This window comes from Desulfogranum marinum (genome assembly GCF_963675105.2).
GTDB lineage: Bacteria > Desulfobacterota > Desulfobulbia > Desulfobulbales > Desulfobulbaceae > Desulfogranum > Desulfogranum marinum.
The window spans coordinates 2,166,938-2,184,989 of the sequence record NZ_CAXXRO010000004.1; the positions used below are offsets into that span (position 1 = coordinate 2,166,938).

17 protein-coding genes, 1 tRNA gene and 1 pseudogene are annotated in these 18,052 nt (G+C 46.5%); 9 read left to right on the forward strand and 10 right to left on the reverse strand.

The genetic code is table 11. The features are described from left to right. Window positions 1-41: 41 nt before the first annotated feature. The 9 genes from ACHZCY_RS18200 to ACHZCY_RS18240 form a co-directional block, all read right to left on the reverse strand. Window positions 42-401: a response regulator gene (locus ACHZCY_RS18200; protein ID WP_205220871.1), complete on the reverse strand. Its 360-nt coding sequence runs from the start codon at window positions 399-401 to the stop codon at window positions 42-44. 2 nt (window positions 402-403) lie between these two features. Beyond that, entirely contained in the window at window positions 404-1,969 is a 1,566-nt protein-coding gene (locus ACHZCY_RS18205; protein WP_205220872.1) for a PAS domain-containing sensor histidine kinase, read from the reverse strand. Then, window positions 1,966-2,433 (reverse strand): hypothetical protein, encoded by a 468-nt coding sequence (locus ACHZCY_RS18210; protein ID WP_319549926.1) that lies wholly within the window; start codon window positions 2,431-2,433, stop codon window positions 1,966-1,968. Before ACHZCY_RS18210 ends, ACHZCY_RS18205 begins: the two co-directional genes overlap by 4 nt. A 653-nt stretch (window positions 2,434-3,086) precedes the next feature. Beyond that, complete coding sequence (locus ACHZCY_RS18215) at window positions 3,087-3,674, reverse strand: class I SAM-dependent methyltransferase (protein ID WP_319549927.1); 588 nt, start codon at window positions 3,672-3,674, stop codon at window positions 3,087-3,089. A 723-nt stretch (window positions 3,675-4,397) separates the two neighbouring features. Continuing rightward, window positions 4,398-5,348 carry a radical SAM protein gene (locus ACHZCY_RS18220; RefSeq protein ID WP_319549928.1) on the reverse strand — a complete coding sequence of 317 codons (951 nt, stop codon included), beginning with the start codon at window positions 5,346-5,348 and terminating at the stop codon, window positions 4,398-4,400. A gap of 405 nt (window positions 5,349-5,753) precedes the next feature. Beyond that, window positions 5,754-6,905, reverse strand: a complete 1,152-nt coding sequence (locus tag ACHZCY_RS18225; RefSeq protein ID WP_205220876.1) for a sodium ion-translocating decarboxylase subunit beta — start codon at window positions 6,903-6,905, stop codon at window positions 5,754-5,756. A gap of 21 nt (window positions 6,906-6,926) precedes the next feature. After that, the gene (locus ACHZCY_RS18230; protein ID WP_205220877.1) at window positions 6,927-7,310 is read right to left on the reverse strand and encodes a biotin/lipoyl-containing protein; all 384 of its coding nucleotides are present in this window, start codon (window positions 7,308-7,310) and stop codon (window positions 6,927-6,929) included. A gap of 35 nt (window positions 7,311-7,345) precedes the next feature. Next, window positions 7,346-7,705 (reverse strand): OadG family transporter subunit, encoded by a 360-nt coding sequence (locus ACHZCY_RS18235; RefSeq protein ID WP_205220878.1) that lies wholly within the window; start codon window positions 7,703-7,705, stop codon window positions 7,346-7,348. Between the two features lie 11 nt (window positions 7,706-7,716). Further along, window positions 7,717-9,270, reverse strand: coding sequence for an acyl-CoA carboxylase subunit beta (locus ACHZCY_RS18240; RefSeq protein ID WP_205220879.1), 1,554 nt, complete (start codon window positions 9,268-9,270; stop codon window positions 7,717-7,719). 1,106 nt (window positions 9,271-10,376) lie between these two features. Here ACHZCY_RS18240 and ACHZCY_RS23645 point away from each other — a divergent pair. Together ACHZCY_RS23645 and ACHZCY_RS18250 are read left to right on the forward strand one after the other, a co-directional pair. Continuing rightward, window positions 10,377-10,529: pseudogene (locus ACHZCY_RS23645) on the forward strand (ISAs1 family transposase); the annotation flags it as partial. 365 nt (window positions 10,530-10,894) lie between these two features. Next, complete coding sequence (locus ACHZCY_RS18250) at window positions 10,895-11,272, forward strand: tyrosine-type recombinase/integrase (RefSeq protein ID WP_319549929.1); 378 nt, start codon at window positions 10,895-10,897, stop codon at window positions 11,270-11,272. A gap of 30 nt (window positions 11,273-11,302) precedes the next feature. Here the strand turns inward: ACHZCY_RS18250 and ACHZCY_RS18255 are convergent. Then, a tRNA-Leu gene (locus tag ACHZCY_RS18255) sits at window positions 11,303-11,389 on the reverse strand. Window positions 11,390-11,967: 578 nt separating this feature from the next. Between ACHZCY_RS18255 and ACHZCY_RS18260 the strand changes: the two genes are divergently transcribed. From ACHZCY_RS18260 to ribH, 7 genes are all read left to right on the forward strand, one after another. Continuing rightward, window positions 11,968-12,924, forward strand: a complete 957-nt coding sequence (locus tag ACHZCY_RS18260; protein ID WP_319549930.1) for a bifunctional riboflavin kinase/FAD synthetase — start codon at window positions 11,968-11,970, stop codon at window positions 12,922-12,924. A gap of 235 nt (window positions 12,925-13,159) precedes the next feature. After that, window positions 13,160-13,792, forward strand: a complete 633-nt coding sequence (locus tag ACHZCY_RS18265; RefSeq protein ID WP_205220882.1) for a tetratricopeptide repeat protein — start codon at window positions 13,160-13,162, stop codon at window positions 13,790-13,792. A gap of 5 nt (window positions 13,793-13,797) precedes the next feature. After that, window positions 13,798-14,946, forward strand: coding sequence for a DVU0298 family protein (locus tag ACHZCY_RS18270; RefSeq protein ID WP_205220883.1), 1,149 nt, complete (start codon window positions 13,798-13,800; stop codon window positions 14,944-14,946). Beyond that, entirely contained in the window at window positions 14,936-15,535 is a 600-nt protein-coding gene (locus ACHZCY_RS18275) for a tetratricopeptide repeat protein (protein WP_205220884.1), read from the forward strand. The genes ACHZCY_RS18270 and ACHZCY_RS18275 overlap by 11 nt, the downstream gene beginning before the upstream one ends. An 8-nt stretch (window positions 15,536-15,543) precedes the next feature. Further along, window positions 15,544-16,197 (forward strand): riboflavin synthase, encoded by a 654-nt coding sequence (locus ACHZCY_RS18280; protein ID WP_205220885.1) that lies wholly within the window; start codon window positions 15,544-15,546, stop codon window positions 16,195-16,197. Window positions 16,198-16,264: 67 nt separating this feature from the next. Continuing rightward, the gene (locus ACHZCY_RS18285) at window positions 16,265-17,509 is read left to right on the forward strand and encodes a bifunctional 3,4-dihydroxy-2-butanone-4-phosphate synthase/GTP cyclohydrolase II (protein ID WP_205220886.1); all 1,245 of its coding nucleotides are present in this window, start codon (window positions 16,265-16,267) and stop codon (window positions 17,507-17,509) included. 26 nt (window positions 17,510-17,535) lie between these two features. Then, window positions 17,536-18,003: a 6,7-dimethyl-8-ribityllumazine synthase gene (gene ribH, locus ACHZCY_RS18290; protein WP_205220887.1), complete on the forward strand. Its 468-nt coding sequence runs from the start codon at window positions 17,536-17,538 to the stop codon at window positions 18,001-18,003. Window positions 18,004-18,052 lie beyond the last annotated feature (49 nt).

The following is an 18,052-nucleotide window of genomic DNA, read 5'->3' on the forward strand; positions in this document are numbered from 1 at the left end:
CTCTCCTCGTTTTCTTTTTCGAATGTGAAAATTGTCGTTTTTTAGCCGGCAAGAACGTCTGTTACTTTTTCTTTCAGCTCACTTATATCAATCGGTTTCACACAGTACTCACCTGCTCCCAGCTCAATCGCAGTTCGGGCTGTTTCAAGGGTAGGATAACCGGTCAACATGATCGCCTTTAACTCAGGCTTGAGCTTTTTCATTTCTTCAAGAACCTGGATGCCGTTCATTTTCTTTAGCTTGATGTCAAGGATGGCCAGGTCGACGTGATTTTTCCCCACGTGGTCTATTGCCTCCTGCTCCTCAGTGAATGTTTGTACGTTATGCCCCTGACGGGTAAGTACTTTTTTGACGAGAACCACTGCGTCCTGTACGTCATCCAATACGAGTATTTCAGCCATTGTTAGGTATTCTCCCTGGTTGTGCTGTCTGCTGCTGCACTCAGCGGCAGACGAATATGAAATGCGGTTCCGTTAATCTCTTTGCCGGTTTTCGGATCATTTACCGGACTCTCCACGGTGATGGTGCCGCCATGCTCCTGAATGATGCCATAGATGACTGACAGGCCGAGACCCGTGCCTTTTCCAACGGCTTTGGTGGTGAAAAACGGATCAAATATTTTGTTTTTAATTTCATCGGGGATACCCGTGCCGGTATCCATGACTGTGATTTGTACAGTGTCCTGGTTTTCCTGGGTGGAGATAATGATCTGGCCACCTCCTTTTTCCGCCAGGGCGTACTGGGCATTATTACAGAGGTTGATAATTACTTGGCGCAGCTTTTCGGTATCCCCTGTCACTTGCGGCAGTTCCGGGGAAAAATGGCGGATAACCTCAACCTGCTCAATGTTTAAAGAGTGCTCGGTCACGGCTAATACTTCTTCGATAAGAGCGTTGATATCCAGTGCTGTCTTGACGCTTTCCGCCTGGCGGGAAAACTTGAGCAGGTCGGCAACGATTTTGCGACATGCTTTGGTTTGGCGCTCCATTACTTCAAGGTTGGTGTAAGCTTCGCTTCCTTGCTCATAATCATCCATCATCAACTGCGTATAGCCGAGGATGATGCCCAGAGGGGTGTTGATCTCGTGAGCTACTCCTGCTGCCATTTCACCGACAGAAGCCATTTTTTCACGATTAATGAGTTGGTCGGTGATAGTTTTCAATCTGGTCATATCCTTTCCTATTCCTTCACAACCGACCATGTTGTTGTTTTCGTCGTACACGGTATTGGATGTGAAAAGAATATTGCGGATGGAACCATCCCTGCCTTTGCACTCTATTTCCAGGTCACGAACAAAGCCGTTTTTTTTCAGCTCTCCCACGTACCGCTCACGGTCATCTTTATTGACAAAGAGATCGAAAAAACTAACTTTTTCCAGTGATTCGTCTATGTCCAGCAGTCTTCTTCCACTGCTGTTAACGCTGGAAAGGTAGCCAAGTTCGTCGCAAAAATAGATGATATCTTTGGAATTTTCGAAGAAGTTGCGCAGCTTTTTTTCTGATTTGGAAAGGTTGCGAGTACGCTCTTCCACTATTTCTTCAAGGTGCGTGTTGAGCAGCTTAAGCTCGGTGGCACTGGCAAACAGTCTGGTGTTGGCATCGGACAGCTTTTCCGCTTCTGATCGGATCGCTTTATATGCATCAAGGCCTTTATGGTAATAAATAGTAACCGCAGCCGTAGAGATAATCAGCATGGTGTTGAAACCACCTGAATAGGGCGAAAGCTGTTTCCAAAAAGCCCCATATCCACTGAATACCAGTAAAATGCGGGCAATGTGACCGACGCCACGGGACAGAGAGAAGGCCGCCATTGCAACGCAGAAATAAAAGAGAAAGCCCCATATAAAGTTATTGGGTTCTATTTTTACCAAGATTCTAGAGTAGCGCAGAGCCATGAAGGACAGAAAAATAGCAAGCCCTGAGCCACATATATCGATTATATTTGCAGGCAACAGAGAGAGGGCGTTCATTTATCAGCCTCTCTTTGGGCATCTTTGCTTAAGCTCCGCAGGCCGATAACCAAAGCCAGCAAGGCAGGCACATACAGCAGATGATCCATTTTAGTAATAAAATACACCATCTTGATTGGCGTGATAGGTCCTGCTACCTGCTCGTTCCAACTCGCTTTGTCTATGAAATCAGAGGGATTCAGGAGGCGGGCACTTTCATGGCCGACCAGGGCCAGCATATTCCATCCGGCAAAAAGGATGCAGAACAGCTGCAGGTAGTGCCATCCCTTGTTGCTCAACTCTGGAGTACGGCGGGTATGCCAGTACAGATAGATTAATGCTCCTGTGAACAATACATGAGACATTTGGTGTACATAAAGTCCCTCAGGGGCGCCATGGGGCTGTAGCGCCCAAGCATGGTCTGGGACGAGCAGCAGGGCAACAATGAATAACCCTGTATGTTGGATGGTGGATAGCATTTTCATAGGCGTCTCATTTTGTTGAGTTAAAGGCACTATTCATGCCAAGCGTGAAGGGTTTCGTGATAGAGTCTATGTTTTAGCCCTAAAATCTATGAGTTAGTGGAGTTGCTTTTTCCTGTAAACAAATTGTTTTTTTTTCAACTTGATGTGTTCACTGAAAATGTGCAACCCAAATGTTGCAGTTTGAGGTGTTTTATAGAGAACAAGCACTGGGTATCGACTGTATAGCTGCGAATGCAGCAATTTTAGCGTGGCCGGAAAAAGGCAGTAATATAGTGCAACTTTTCTGGCGCACTGTTTTTTTCTGTAATAAATTCAGTGCACTGTATAGGCTCTTTGCTCGAGAGGAGTAGATGGATGCAACCCAAGTGTTGCGGTTTGGTATGGTAAAAGAGGTGTGGCCTAACCCGGATTTCTCATCAGTTCAGGCGGTGCCAGGTTCAAAGTTTTTGGTGGTAAATTATAGTAGACTATATTTACTACCAAAATACTGAAGAAGATGGTGCCGCATGGACTGACCTTCGGTGAGCATTTTGTCAATTTTGCATGTAATTAATTTAAATAGCATGAGTTCGAAATCATGAGTCTTGTAATAAAATGAAAAAATGCTCATGAGAAATTCGGGCTAAACTCAGTTGCAGAGACGGAGATGACAGTCAGGTCTTACGACTGAGCAGGTAACCTAACCAGACATCACTGGGATATATGGGTGAAATGTTTTTTGAAAAATGGACAGGTTGTAATCCTACATCCGAGAAAACCGCTTCCAGTTGGTTACGTTGCCATAGGCTGAACGTTCGTCCTTGGTGTGTTACCGATGTTGCTTTTCCCTGTTTAAGGGACAGGTACATATAACCATCTTTGTTGAGGCCATCCAGAATGCGTTTTAATACAGCAGGGAGTTTTAGATGCGGCAGATGGACAAGCGATCCTACCAGAAGGATGGCGTCACACTCAAGGTCCGAAAAATTATATGTTTCAAAATCCGCAACAATAACCTGGCAACCGGAGTGGATGGTTGCAAGTTCGGCCATGTGTGGTGCACGCTCCAATCCTTGTACGTGATAACCTTTTTGCTTTAGCCACAGTATGTCTCTTCCTGATCCGCACCCCACATCCAGTATTTTGGCTCCAGGTGACAATCGTTTAGTGACCACGGTGAGAAAGGGGGTTGGGTCGATATTGCATGTCTGCTTATAATAACTCTTGGCGTTTGTTTCGTAATAATCAAATGTATGACTCATGGTAGGGGAGGTCCTTTTGGGGATTCTCACGTAAAGAAAACTCGTTTGAGCCGGATTAGCTGGAAAAAAGGTGAACGAGGTAAGCAGAAATTTGGAGCACTGCTGAACAGTGACGGTTCGGGGTAAGTTGACGGTTTTAGCCCAGATTTCTCATCAGTTCAGGCCGTGCCAGGTTCAAAGTTTTTGGTAATGAATAGGTAAGCGTAGACTCCGGGTAAGCGTAGACTCCGGGTAAGCGTAGACTCCGATAGTCGCCTATATTCATTGCCAAAATACTGAAGAAAATGGTGCTGGATGGACTGACCTTTGGTGAACATTGTCAAAAACTTTCAACTTCATCTTAGTTTGTATAACGTATAACCTAAATCTTGCATGTCAAACATGACAAAAACGCTTTTAGTTATGTTTTTCCAGACTGTTATCGGTTTTATCAACAAGAAATCAGTTCACTTTTAATGTGAGTTAGGTTTAAGAGCATTTTTTTCATGCTTGCCACCCTTCGGGATTGCCGATTTTACCGAATCTGCTTTGTTTGCGCACACTTGAAGTACTACAGTACGTCTGCGTGTACGCAGCCTCGCACCTTCGGCAAACTTGGCAATTGCAGGATTTAGGTATAAAATTTTTGTAATTTGGCAGGTTGACACAATGTTCATGAGAAATTCTGGTTAGTTGCAGCAGCACCGCCCTTTGAGTGAAAAAAGGGCGGTGGTAGGTAGTGCGTCAATTGTCGGAGAATTTGTTTTTCGCTTGATAGAAAAGACCTCGTTCCTGCCGAACTGCTTCTATCTTTCCTTGTTCTTCAAGTGAGCCGAGGTATTTATTAATTTCGTTAACATGGGATCCCAGGATGCTTGCTAGATCTTCGAGTGTGCAGGGCCTTCGCATGATTGTCTCAACAATGGCAGCTTCCATATCATTTCGATAAGAGCTGACACCTTTTCGTTGGGGAGCAGCTGCAATAATCTCAACTGGAATCGGTTTGAAAAAATCAGCGATTCGTTGCATCGTTTCCTGGTCTGCAGCTCGAATGTCCGGGATGACTCCCGGACGATCAAGGGTGTTCAGCTGCACCAGATCAGGATTTATTTTTTGGACAGCGGCTTTTAAGGCAGCAAGTTCCTGGGGACTGTCGTTGGAGCCCGGGAGTATGAAAATTTCCAGGTTGAATGTTCCCGTAAATTCATTGCTGAAAGATGCCAGGCCTTCAATGTAACTCTCCGGAGTAATTGAAGCATGGGGACGATTAATGGTTTGCAGGGCAGAGGCTGATGCCGCGTCCAGAGAGGGCATAACAAGATCAGCATGAAGCAGTGCCTTTCTTACCTCTTCCCGGCCGAGGAGGGTTCCGTTGGTCAGGACGGCTATAGAGACATCGGGCTTATGGTTGCGGATAAAGGCAAGGACTTCTCCTATCCGCGAGTTGAGCGTGGGCTCACCAGCACCAGAAAAAGTTATATAGTCAGGATCCGGATTGTTTTGAAAATAATCTTCAAGCTCTTTAAGTACCTCGTCTACCGGAATATATTCCTGCCGTTCCATGGTGAGGTTGGTTGTTTCACCACATTCACAATAGATACAGTCAAGAGTGCATGTCTTGTGAGGAACAAGATCTACGCCCAGGGAAATACCTAGTCGACGTGAGGGCACTGGGCCAAATAAATAATTATACATCGTTATACCTTGCAAACGGTTTACAGGGGCTCCCCCTGATGGCATTGATTTGTGTACTTGCTTTTGCAAAATACCACTTTTAGTTTTGGCGACAAGGTATATTGCAGCTGTATTCCCCAGCGGGTAGAGAATTGGGGAGATGAAAGGTAATTGATACTTGTTTGTATGGTGTTTTAACCTGTGCAATAAATGGGGTCAGAGTATAATTAAAACGTGCCGAAAGAGAGCCTTTAATTTTACTCCGACCCCATTTGTTGACAATTTTAGCATTAAGGTAAGGCCGTGCTTTGAATATACGGTTTATAGAACCTGAAAATGGGCATTCTCAAAATCGACTTGATTACGATTAATGTAACCGAATGCCCACTTTTACAGCAGGGTCACAATATTCATGAAAAACCCAGGTTAACCCATTGACGAGATAAAGTAGCCTGCAGCAAGTGCACTGCCGATGACTCCGGCAACATTGGGGCCCATGGCGTGCATAAGCAGAAAATTGGATTTGTCCGCCTTTTGCCCCTCCACATGGCTTACCCGAGCAGCCATGGGAACCGCTGAGACACCTGCTGAACCGATTAAGGGATTTATTTTATTCTCCCGCCAGACAAGATTCATAAGCTTGGCCATAAAAACTCCTGATGCCGTGGCAATCCCAAAGGCAAAGATGCCGAGCACCAGTATGCCCATAGTCTTGGCATCAAGAAAATTCGCTGAAGACATTTTCAGGCCAACAGTCAGGCCAAGAAAGATCGTGACAATATTAATAATCTCATTTTGCGCAGCTTTAACCAATCGCTCGGTAACACCGCACTCCCGCAGGATATTGCCAATAAAAAGCATGGAAATTAGAGGAGCTGCATCAGGCACACAAACCAGACAAAACACCATCACCACCAAAGCAAAGACCAGTTTTTCCAACCTCCCTACCTGGCGCAGCGATTTCATCCGAATACAACGTTCCTTCTCTGTGGTGAGCAGCCTCATGATGGGCGGTTGAATTACAGGGACCAAGGCCATATACGAATAAGCAGCCACAGCGATCGCTCCCATGAGATCAGGTGCAAGCTTATTGGCAACAAAAATTGAGGTCGGCCCATCTGCTCCACCTATAATACCGATAGCGGCGGCTTCAGTAAGACCAAAAAGGCCACTGGATGCCGCCCCTAGAAAAGTGGCAAAGATACCAAACTGAGCAGCTGCACCTAAAAGCAGGGTCTTTGGATTGGCGATGAGCGGCCCGAAGTCCGTCAGTGCGCCCACACCTAGAAAAATAATTGGTGGGAAGAGCTCCAGCTTGACGCCCTGCTGGATATAATAAAACAGGCCGCCAACTTCAATCAGGTGCCCCGCTTCATAGACAGGTTCTTTAAGAATAATATGCTCTATGGGGAGGTTGGCAAGCAGGGCCCCCATGGCAATGGGCACCAACAAAAGCGGCTCATACTGCCTACCTATACCCATGTACAGCAACGCAGCCACAATCACCCACATAAAACACATCTGCCAGGTCAGTAAGGAAAACCCTCCGGCCTGGAGGGTAGCAAGTATTTGTTCCATAATAAGGTCTCCTTTGACCTATCAAGCAATGGTCATGAGAGCCTGTCCTTCTTCAACACTTTCTCCCTGGCTAACATTCACTTCTGTTATTTTGCCTGATGAGGGAGCGGTCACCTCTGTGTTCATTTTCATTGCTTCCAGCACCAGAAGTACTTCACCCGCAGCTACCTCACTTCCTGCCGGCTTCGCTATAGAGACAACAGTTCCGGCAATGGGGCTTGGCACAACTCCAGATGTGCCGCTACTCACAACTTTTGTTTTTGGCGCTGCGGTGGGAGTCACGACGGTGGCTGCTGCTTCAACGGCTGCAGGAGCGGCAGACGAAGCAGTTTGCTGATCATCAAGGATCTCTGCTTCAACCTCATAGGTTTGGCCGTTTACGGTGATACGCATTCTTTTTTTCATGGGTAATTCTTCCTATATATACAAATATTGTGAGATTATCTAAAACTATGCGAGTGCAGGTGTTGCCTGCGACCTTCACGGCCCCAGTTTGCACTTGCATTGCGGATAGATACCAGACGATACTGGCTACCTAGCATCAGCGTAACTGCAGCAGTAATCGCAACTAGGTGTTCTTCCGGTAGCTGATCCGGATGACCAGCAGGTGGTGCAGGAGTGGGAACGAGTTTTTCTGTGGCAGAAAGAGCGGCAGTATTCTTTTTTTTCTGGCTGCAAAACCAGAAGCCGATAGCTGTCACCACCAGCCAGAGTACCGTCAGCACCAACATTACAAATAAAAAACCAGATAAATACGGAATTGCATCGGTAAAGCCAGGTGTTGTTGCAATGTTTTCCATAATCGCTCCTTTTACAGCGGAATATTGCCGTGCTTTTTCGGTGGGCGGGTTTCCCGCTTGGAGTACAGGCTCCGCAAACCAAGAGAAATCATTCCTCTGGTTGAGGCTGGGTTAATGACATCAGTAATGAGGTCATTTTCGGCAGCCTGATAGGGTGAGGCGAACTCTTCTCGGTACTGTACGTTGAGCTCAGCCATGAGCTCTTCGGGATGTTCTGCATCTTTAAGTTCCTTGCCATAAATGATCTTTACGGCGCCATCTGCCCCCATGACCGCGATCTCCGCTGTTGGCCAGGCATAAACAAGATCAGCACCCAAATCTGAGCTGCACATGGCAAGGTAAGCACCTCCATAAGCCTTACGCATAATCAAGGTGATTTTAGGCACAGTAGCTGCTGCATAGGAAAAAAGCATTTTGGCGCCATGGCGGATAATGCCGCCCTGCTCCTGGGCAAGCCCTGGAATAAACCCGGGTACATCTACCAGGGTGACTATGGGAATCTGGTAAAGATTACATACCCGGATAAAACGTGCCCCTTTGTCAGAGGCATCAATATCCAGACAACCGACCTTATAGGCTGGCTGGTTAGCCACAATGCCGACCACCATGCCATCGATTCTTGCAAAACCTATGACCAGATTTTTGGCAAAATCCTTCATGATCTCAAAAAAACTGCCCCGGTCCACCAGCAAATCAATCACCTTAAGGACATCAAAGGCCATTTTGGGATCTTCAGGAATCAGCTCGTTAAAACCCTCTTCTTCCTCAAGGATGATCTGCTCAGCGAGTTGGTGCGGTGGTTCATCTATGTTATTTAGCGGTAGGTAGGAGAGCAACGCTTTGGAAAGCTCAAGAGCGTGGTGGTCATTTTCGGCTACCAGGTGAATATTACCACTCACCGATGCGTGGGCTGCTGCACTCGCAAACTGCTCAAGCTCGGCTTTTTCACCAGTGGCACTCTGAATGACCTGCGGCCCGCAGATGAACATATTGGAATTTTCTCTTGTCATGATAAGAAAATCGGTTAGTGCCGGTGAATATGCTGCACCACCGGCACAAGAGCCGGCAATCACCGATATCTGTGGTATCAAACCGGAAGCCTGGACATTTCGGAAAAAAATCTGACCATAACCAGAGAGCGCCTGTACCCCTTCCTGGATACGTGCGCCACCGGAGTCGTTTACACAAACTACTGGAATCCCTGCCTTCATGGCATAATCCATGAGGTGGCAGATCTTTTTAGCATGGGTGTGGCCCAGAGACCCGCCACTGACGGTAAAGTCTTGCGCGTAGGCCGCAACCTGCCGACCATCGACATAGCCAATACCGGTAACCACACCATCACCTGGAAGATTTTTTTTCTCCATGCCAAAGCCGCGGGCACTGCTCTTGGCGTGCATGCCAAGCTCCTGGAATGAGTTGGTATCAAACAGGATGTCAAGCCGCTGCCTTGCTGTCAGCAGCCCTTTTTCCTTCATTTTGGCCAGTTTGGCCTTGCCCCCGCCTTCAAAGGCTGCCTGCCTTCTGCGATTGAGCTTCTCCAATAACGTGGGATCAATTGCCATGATTATTGACCTTGTTCAATTTTGTTAATGAATTTGATTATATTGTATTTACTTCGACCTCAACAAAATCTTACAATCGAAGCTTATGTTGGAGTACGTAGGAGTGTTTATAAATGAGTTGGTAGGCTTTGCAAAGACAAAGCTAAATATTTTTCAGGTAACGATAATATGAGTCAATCTGACACGCTGCTCCCAGTGGATTATAGCCTCACTTAAAGTAGCAATATTAGAACGTTTTAACCCGGATTTCTCATCAGTGAAGTTTTTCGCAGATCGAGGCGCAGGACACGCAGCAGGTAAGCGTAGACTCCGATAGTAAGCTACCGGAAATGGCCTGCAACAAAGAGTCTGCGCAAAAATCCGCTGACCCGGAGGGTGAGTTTTTTTGATTATCGACGAAAAAACAGTCTGTTTTTTTAGCGCTACCGTATTTTCTATAAATATCAAAAGGTTAAGTCGAAAACCAAAAAACTCATGAGAAATTCGGGTTAAAGGATCCCTCATCTGAATTGAGGGGCAACTCTTTGGGCCTTTACCGCCGGATTTACGGCAATAACGATCGGGCCAGTCATAAGGACACACGGCACATTGGGGGGGAGGAATCAGACATGGGGATCTCCTTAATAAGGATTTGAGTTTTTATTCTAAAGTCGTGAAAAGATACTACTGCAGACCTCGTAAAATGGATTCCGAGATGACCTGATTTTTGGATACTTTTTAGGATGGATTATCTCCAACTTCTAAAACCAGCCATTAGCCCGATGGAAGCCGTGCGCCAAGGGAAGTTAATTTGAGACAAAGCTGCTCCTGGGCTGCCCGACAGGGCAATTGCATCAAACTCATTGTCCAAACACGACCCTCGCCGGGTAGTTGTCATCCCACCCAGCCTTGAGTCTCTTGTTTTTGACTTCAAGCTTGGCAGTTTTCTCCCGGCGCATAAGGGTAAGAGTTATGTGTCTTAAAACTGCCAGATTCTCAGGACCTTCTTTTGCGTACCCTTGATTCATCTTCACGGAAGGCCACGTCCGAAACCCAATGGAGTGAATTGAGAGGTTCACGCACCGTTCTGCGAGAGGCTGGGGGTGTGATTCCTTCGGCCTACTCTCCATTCGCTGCATTATGTGCTTGATGTTGTTTTTCGAGAAGATGAATGCAGGATTAGAAAAGGTAATGCTCTCGAAAATTTCGCTGGGTTGCGCCATATAGCGTGCAACCTGTTACAGCGGGAGAAAACAAAAATGAGTATCGAACAGAAATAATTCAGATCAGCTTGCGATAACACATTCCATGCGAAGGTGCTATTTAGCTGAGAATTTTATGCCCTTGCCCTGCCCTCAGCTGGAGTGATTTCTGAAAGGGACGACGCCGCACCTTTTATACAGAAGGCCGAAAAGCTCTGCTCCAAGCCTTTGGAGTTAATCATTAAAGTGATGCTCCACGGTGGATTACGGTTGGGTGAGGCGATAGCGCTCAAAGCTGAAAACCTGGACTATAATAAACGGGCATATCACGTTAAGGAAACCCTACAAACGCGGTACATTTTCAAAGCCTAAGTCAGGGAACACTCGCTGGTGAAGATTTACCAGATTTTTTACTTCAGGAGTTACGCCAGCAGGAACTTTCCTTGAAGAAGGAAAAGTTAAAGGGTGGAAGATCTGCTGATATCAGCCTGTTGTTTCCAGATAAAAAGAAGCTTGGCCGACCGTACAGCCAGAGAAAGGTCCAGGGGGCTATGCGCAAGATTTGCGCAAGTGCCAATATAAAACGAACAAGCCCACACGATCTTCGACATACTTATGCCAGTTGGTTGCTAATGGATCATCACAGTCCTGCTTATGTCCAAAAACAGCTTGGACACAGCTCCATTGAAATTACTGTCGGAACCTATAGTCATTGGATGGATGGGCACGGAAGACCTGACGTGGACACTGCTTTACGGGTTGAGCAGCCATCAGGAGAAAAACGCATATTACCGCATATACCAAAAGAAAAAGCCTTGTAATCGGTGAGGACTACAAGGCTTTTACGTTTTTGGTGCCGAAGAGAAGACTCGAACTTCCACGGGCGTGCGCCCACTAGACCCTGAACCTAGCGCGTCTACCAATTCCGCCACTTCGGCAATGCGAGGGAGAATATGCTCGCAGATCGCATTTTTGTCAAGTATTTATTTGTCAGCAAGATGAATAAAAACAAAGAATATGGTCTGGTTCATTGTGGGACCGACTGTTTGTAATTGATATATGGGGAAAAGGAGAATCGTGGATGAAAAAGACAATTTCACCATTTTCAACGTCCCTAGTGCGTCCGGAGAAATTAATTAAGCTGGGAAGGTTGAGTAGAAGCGACAAATGGAAAATGAAGGATTTGCTTGTTTCTCTGAATTAGGGTACATATGCCTTCTTTTTCAAACACAGTTTCATTTTGTTGTTATGTTTCTCTTGTCAGGTAGTGAAAAATATAGGGTAACAGAGTTGCCACGGAAGTTATTGGCGCTTACTATACTTATACATTACCTGACCAGCAGATATTTACTACGCTCTTCATTGTGAATGAACCATAGTTTCGGCGCTGCAAAGGAAAAGGGTAGCAGCGTTACAGAAAATTATGGATGCACTTCAGAACCTCAAATCTATCGGCCTCACTTCGGCCTAGCAAAATCAGGGGTAAATTCATCTTCCAGGTGGGTAGGCGGCATGTATGGAAATTTATACTGATCTAAAAGATATAAAGGCTCCTTTTCCTCATGCCCATGTCACTATCGGTAATTTTGATGGTGTTCATTTAGGGCACAAGGTCTTGTTTGACACAGTTGTTGAGCGTGCCCGCGTGCATAAAGGAACAAGTGTTGCCGTAACATTTTCCCCTCACCCGCTAAAGGTCCTCAGTCCCAATGGGATTCGTCTTATTTCAACCACCAATCAAAAAATCGAGTTGATTGAAAAATCCGGGATCGATGTGCTGGTGATTATCCCGTTTTCACGAGAAGTGGCCGCTGTTACTGCTATGGATTTTCTTGATCATGTCCTGATTGATACAATAGGGATGCAATACCTGGTGGTCGGGTACGACTACGCCCTAGGTAAAGGAAGGCAGGGGAACATAACTTTTCTCAAAGAGCAGGGCGAGAAGAAAGGCTTTCCGGTACAGGTTGTGGAGGCGCAATACGTGGGGGGAGAAATCGTATCAAGTTCAAAAATACGGGAGTTGGTCGCTGCAGGACGAATGCGTGATGTCCACAAGTTACTTGGCAGGTTTTACCAAATTCGTGGTTTGGTTCAGCCGGGACACCAAAGAGGGCGGAAGTTGGGATTTCCAACCGCTAATCTGTGCATTTCTGAAGAAGATCTCTGTCCTAAAACCGGCGTGTATGTCACCCAGGTGCTGTATGGCGGTAAGCAGTATGGAGGTATCTCCAATATTGGTTACAATCCGACCTTTGGGCAGAATAAATTGATTGCCGAGACGCATATATTTGATTTCAACGCCGACATCTATGGTCGCCCTTTAAAAATCAATCTTCTCCGACATTTGCGGGCGGAAATAGCCTTTGACGGACCTGACAGCCTGATTAGACAAATCAGTAAGGATATAGCTGTTGCGCATAAGGTGCTGGCAAAAGCAAGAGAAAAAAAACTGATAGCTCATCATTCATGATCATTTGCCAAACAATGCAAGGTTGGCGGAAGGGGGGTGAATTATTCCCTTTCAGAGCCTTGCTTCCTGCTGGTTTATGCCTATAATGTACGCTGCTTTGCTTTTTTAAAGTTTTTTTTAAGTAGAATTTTACGTTCTTTTTTTAATCCAGGCTTTTGTTGGAAAAAGTGCGGTGTCGATACCTAATAATCGTATATTGCGATATTTTTTATAACCAAGATACAAAGGGTTTTTTATGTCTGAGGTGGAAAAAAAGACTGATTTAGCTACCGTAATCAGTGATTTGGAAAAAGTTGTAAAAGAGAAGCCGGAAAACGTCGTGGCCAGGCACCACCTGGGACTGGTATACCGTCAGGTAGGCCGTATTGAGGATGCAATTTTCCAGCTTGAAAAAGCACTTGAACTGGACAATCAGTCCATGGAAAGCCTGATCAATCTCGGAGCAATTTATTTTGATCAGGGAGATACCAAAAAAGCGCTTGAGCTTAATGAACAGGCACTTGCCATTTCACCGAAAATGGCAGAGGCGCATGTTAATATAGGTTTGATTCGTCAGCATCAAAATGATGTTGCTGAAGCCATTAAGAGTTATTCTCTGGCTATTCAAATTGATCCAAAATTGATAACTGCATGGATAAATTTGACTTCTGCATACACCATGAACGAGGAAGACGCAAAAGCGGTTGAAGCAGCGAGAGAAGCCGTCACCTTAGAGCCGGATTCAGCCATGGCAAGAAATAACCTTGCAGTTGCTTTGTATTTTAAAGGTGACTATGCAGAGTCCAAACAAAATTTAGAAAAGGCCAAAGAGCTTGGTTACTCGATTGATTCCAGGTTTGTTGACGCACTTAACGAAAAACTTGGATAAACATCATGGCAAATAAAGGTGAATCCAATCTCAAGCCATGGTGTCCTTTTTGCGGGATGGATATTGGTCGCCCCACAGATGCTGTTCAGCGAAAGTTGAACGAATTCCCAATGGGAAGATGTGAGTGTGGAGCAGTGTATGTCTGTGATGCGACCGGGCACAATGTCGGCGCTGCTATGGTTGAGTGCCTTGTCAATGCCTGCAATGACGAATGGGATCTTGCCTGGGAGTTGGTCGCAGAAGAAGACTATCTTACCGGGCGCATCGAAGACTACGATGATATCTCCCATCAGGTCTGTCCGAAACGCAACATCGATGGACGTGCTGCGCGGGGGGTACTTTTTTTTATCCGTTTGCACAAGGGGCTTGCTGAGATTGTTGAGCGGTACGATCAAAACCAGCAGAAACTTGCCAAAGCACCCAGGGGCGAGGGTGCTGCAGGCAGCACTATTCGAGAATTAGAGCCTGAACGCGATCCGAAACGAACCCGAAAACGGGCGAGTAAAAAACAGGTCAAGGAACTGGCTGAAAAGGGGGATTTGGATGGACTCGTCGACCTTTGTTTTGATGACAAGCGAACCCTGCGTTTTCTGCAACGTCTTCTTTATGAGCCTGTAGCGAAAGATCGATATAATATAGCCTGGACAATGGGGGAAGTCTGCGCAAGGATCTCCACCCGTGAGCCGGCACCGGTCGCAGATCAACTGCACCGATTATTTCAATCGTGCTCGGATTCGGCGTCAACGTCATGGGGGATGGTCGAGGCCATTGGTGCCATTGTAGCCTGTAGACCGGATATCTACGGTGCATTCACACGGCATTTGTATAATTTTTTAAATGATTCCGCTACCCAGGAAGCTGTTCTTTGGGGCCTTGGTGAGATTGCTACAACCCGCCCTGATCTTATCCGGAAAACGCCTTTTTACTCGCTTTTCGGCTTGCTTGGCCATGAAAAGCCTGAAATCCGGGCTCTTGTGGCACGTATGCTTGGTAGGATTTCAGCTAAAGAGGCCGGTCTGCAGCTGCTACCGTTACAGCAGGATCAAACTCCGATACTAATTTTTGAGCAGGGGCAGCCGCTGGAAACATCTGTCGCCGAGGTGGCTGCAACCGCTATAGAGAATATCCATAAGGGAGAAAAAAATGGTGAGTGATTCCATTCAGTCTATGGATTCCATAAGACCGATGACTGAAGATATGAATAGGGAAAATGAACTCAAAAATCCTGCCAGGCGAGATTACATGGCAGGGAGAAAACATTTTTCCGGAGGAGACTATACCCAAGCTGTTATCTGTTTTCATAATGCCTTGCTTGGCTTCGAAGAGGACGGTGATACTCAAGGAGTAGCCAATGCCGCTGACAGACTGGGCGACACCTGTATGATCCGCGAAGAATACGAGATGGCTGTAAAGCATTTCAAACGTGCTGCTGAAATTTGTGAACAGGAGGACGATTCTTTTTCGCAGACATCTTTGCACAAAAAAATGGTTGTCGCCTACAGGAAAATGGGTGAGCCGGACAATGCCTTTGAATTGCTTTTTGATATCCTGGAACATTACCGATTAATCAGCAACCCAAAAGGCGTCGTCGAGACACTTGAAACCATCGGCAAATTATATGAAGAGACCGGAGACGCTGCCAACGCTGCTGATACCTATCGAACCATATCCGGCATTCATGCTAATTTTAAGCATGAACGGCTGGCGCGGGAATTTGAAGAGCGTGCAGACGCCCTGAAATAAGGTTTGCTATGTTTACCGGTATTGTTCAAGGGTTTGGTACGGTAGTGGAGAAGCGAGCTGCAGGCGGAGGTGCGGTGTTCGGCCTGGAGGCGGATTTTGATTTAACCGACCCTCAAGAAGGGGAGTCTATAGCCGTTAATGGCGCCTGCCTAACAGCCAGAAATATCGCCGGTAACCGTTTTCTTGCGGATGTCTCCCCGGAAAGTTTGTCCCGTACAGGAATGGGGAGTCTGACCGTCGGATCGAGGGTAAATCTCGAGCGTGCACTTCGTCTCAGTGACCGTTTAGGTGGTCATCTTGTCAGCGGTCATATAGACGGATTGGCTACGGTTGAAGAGCGACGAACTGTGGGTGACTTCACCTTGTTCATCTTTTCTTTGGACCCGGGTTTGACAAAGTATGTTATTGAAAAAGGATCAATAACCATTAATGGCGTCAGTTTAACGGTGAACAGTTGCGAGCATTCCCGTTTCTCGGTATCTATTATTCCACATACGTTGTCCACAACTACGCTGGGCGATTTGAAGCAGGGGGATAAGGTGAATATCGAGGTGGATATCATCGGCAAATATGTGGAAAAACTGCTTGGTGGAAATGTTAATGCCCAAAGCGGAAAAAGTGTAATCAGTTCCTCTTTTCTTGCTGAGCATGGTTTTTTGTAATTTACCCAAACAGCGCAATACGAAAAAGTAATGTTGGGATTTTCATGGTCCCACAAGAGAGCACACGATGGCTGTCAGTTCAATTGAAGAAGTAGTTGAGGATATTAGGGCCGGTAAAATGGTAATCCTGGTTGATGATGAAGACCGGGAAAATGAAGGTGACCTCTGTATGGCTGCGGAAGCAGTCACGCCGGAAGCTATCAATTTTATGGCAACGCACGGCCGTGGGTTAATTTGCCTTGCAATGAGCCCGGATATTATCGAGCAGCTTGGTCTGCCGATGATGGTGTCAAATAATCAATCACCGTACGGAACCGGATTCACTATCAGTATCGAAGCTCGAACCGGCGTCAGCACTGGTATATCTGCTGCGGACCGGGCGAGAACAATCGAAGCCGCGGTTGCACCCGATGCAACTCCGCGTGATATAATCAGCCCTGGTCATGTTTTTCCACTGCGAGCTCGCGAAGGAGGAGTACTTGTTCGTACCGGACAGACAGAAGGGTCTGTAGATCTTTCGCGAATAGCAGGCATGAGAACTGCTGCGATTATTTGCGAAATCATGAACGAAGACGGCACAATGGCGAGGATGCCTGATCTTGAGGTGTTTGCTAAGGAGCATGACATAAAGATTGCGACTATAGCTGATCTGGTAGCTTATCGTCTCACCAAGGATACATTGGTAACTCGTGCGGCCGAAGCTCGTCTGCCGACCTTCCACGCAGGACAGTTCAAAGTCATTGCCTACACCAACGAGGTGGATCATGACGAGCACGTTGCCCTTGTAATGGGCGAGTTTAGTCCTGATGAGCCGGTCATGGTTCGAGTACATTCAGAGTGTCTTACCGGTGATGTATTCGGCTCAGCACGATGCGATTGCGGCTCTCAGTTGCATGCTGCTATGCGGATGGTTGAACAGGAGGGCAAGGGCGTTATTCTGTATATGCGGCAAGAGGGTCGTGGCATCGGTCTTGTTAACAAGCTGAAAGCATACGAACTTCAGGATGTGGATGGGCTGGACACCGTAGAGGCAAACACTCGTCTCGGCTTTAAGCCTGATCTTCGTGACTACGGGATGGGGGCACAGATGCTTCGCGATCTGGGAGTACGCAAGATGCGTCTGCTGACGAACAACCCTAAGAAAATAATCGGTCTTGAAGGGTATGGACTGGAGGTTGTGGAAAGGCTACCGATCGAAGTGCCCGGTGATAAGGATAATAGGAATTATCTCAAGACTAAACGAGATAAAATGGGGCATATGCTTGAGTTGTATGGTGAACTGCCAATTGGCTATGTGCGCAATGAGCCCTGAGAATTGAATAGTATATAGGATTGATAATGGCAAATTATATTGAAGGGAATTTACAGGGTACTGGACGAAAGATCGGCATTGTTGTTGCGCGATTCAACTCTTTTATTTGTGAGAAATTACTTGAAGGTGCATTGGACAGTTTAACACGATCCGGTGTCAACACTGATGATGTTGATGTTGCCCGGGTTCCAGGCGCATTTGAAATCCCGCTCGTTGCACAAAAAATGGCAAAATCAGGCAAGTATGATGCTGTTATCTGCATCGGAGTAGTCATCCGAGGGGCAACCCCGCATTTTGATTTTGTCGCAGGGGAGGTCGCCAAAGGGTCGGCCCAGGTTATGCTTGATACCGGCGTGCCTGTTCTTTTCGGCGTTTTGACGACCGAGACCATTGAGCAGGCAATAGAACGTGCCGGAACCAAAGCCGGCAACAAAGGGTCGGATGTAGCCGTTGCTGCACTTGAAATGGTCAACCTCATGGAAGCCGTCGGCTGATCAATGTTTGCTATGGTTATCTGGCTGGATGGTCGTTTTTATAGAGCGA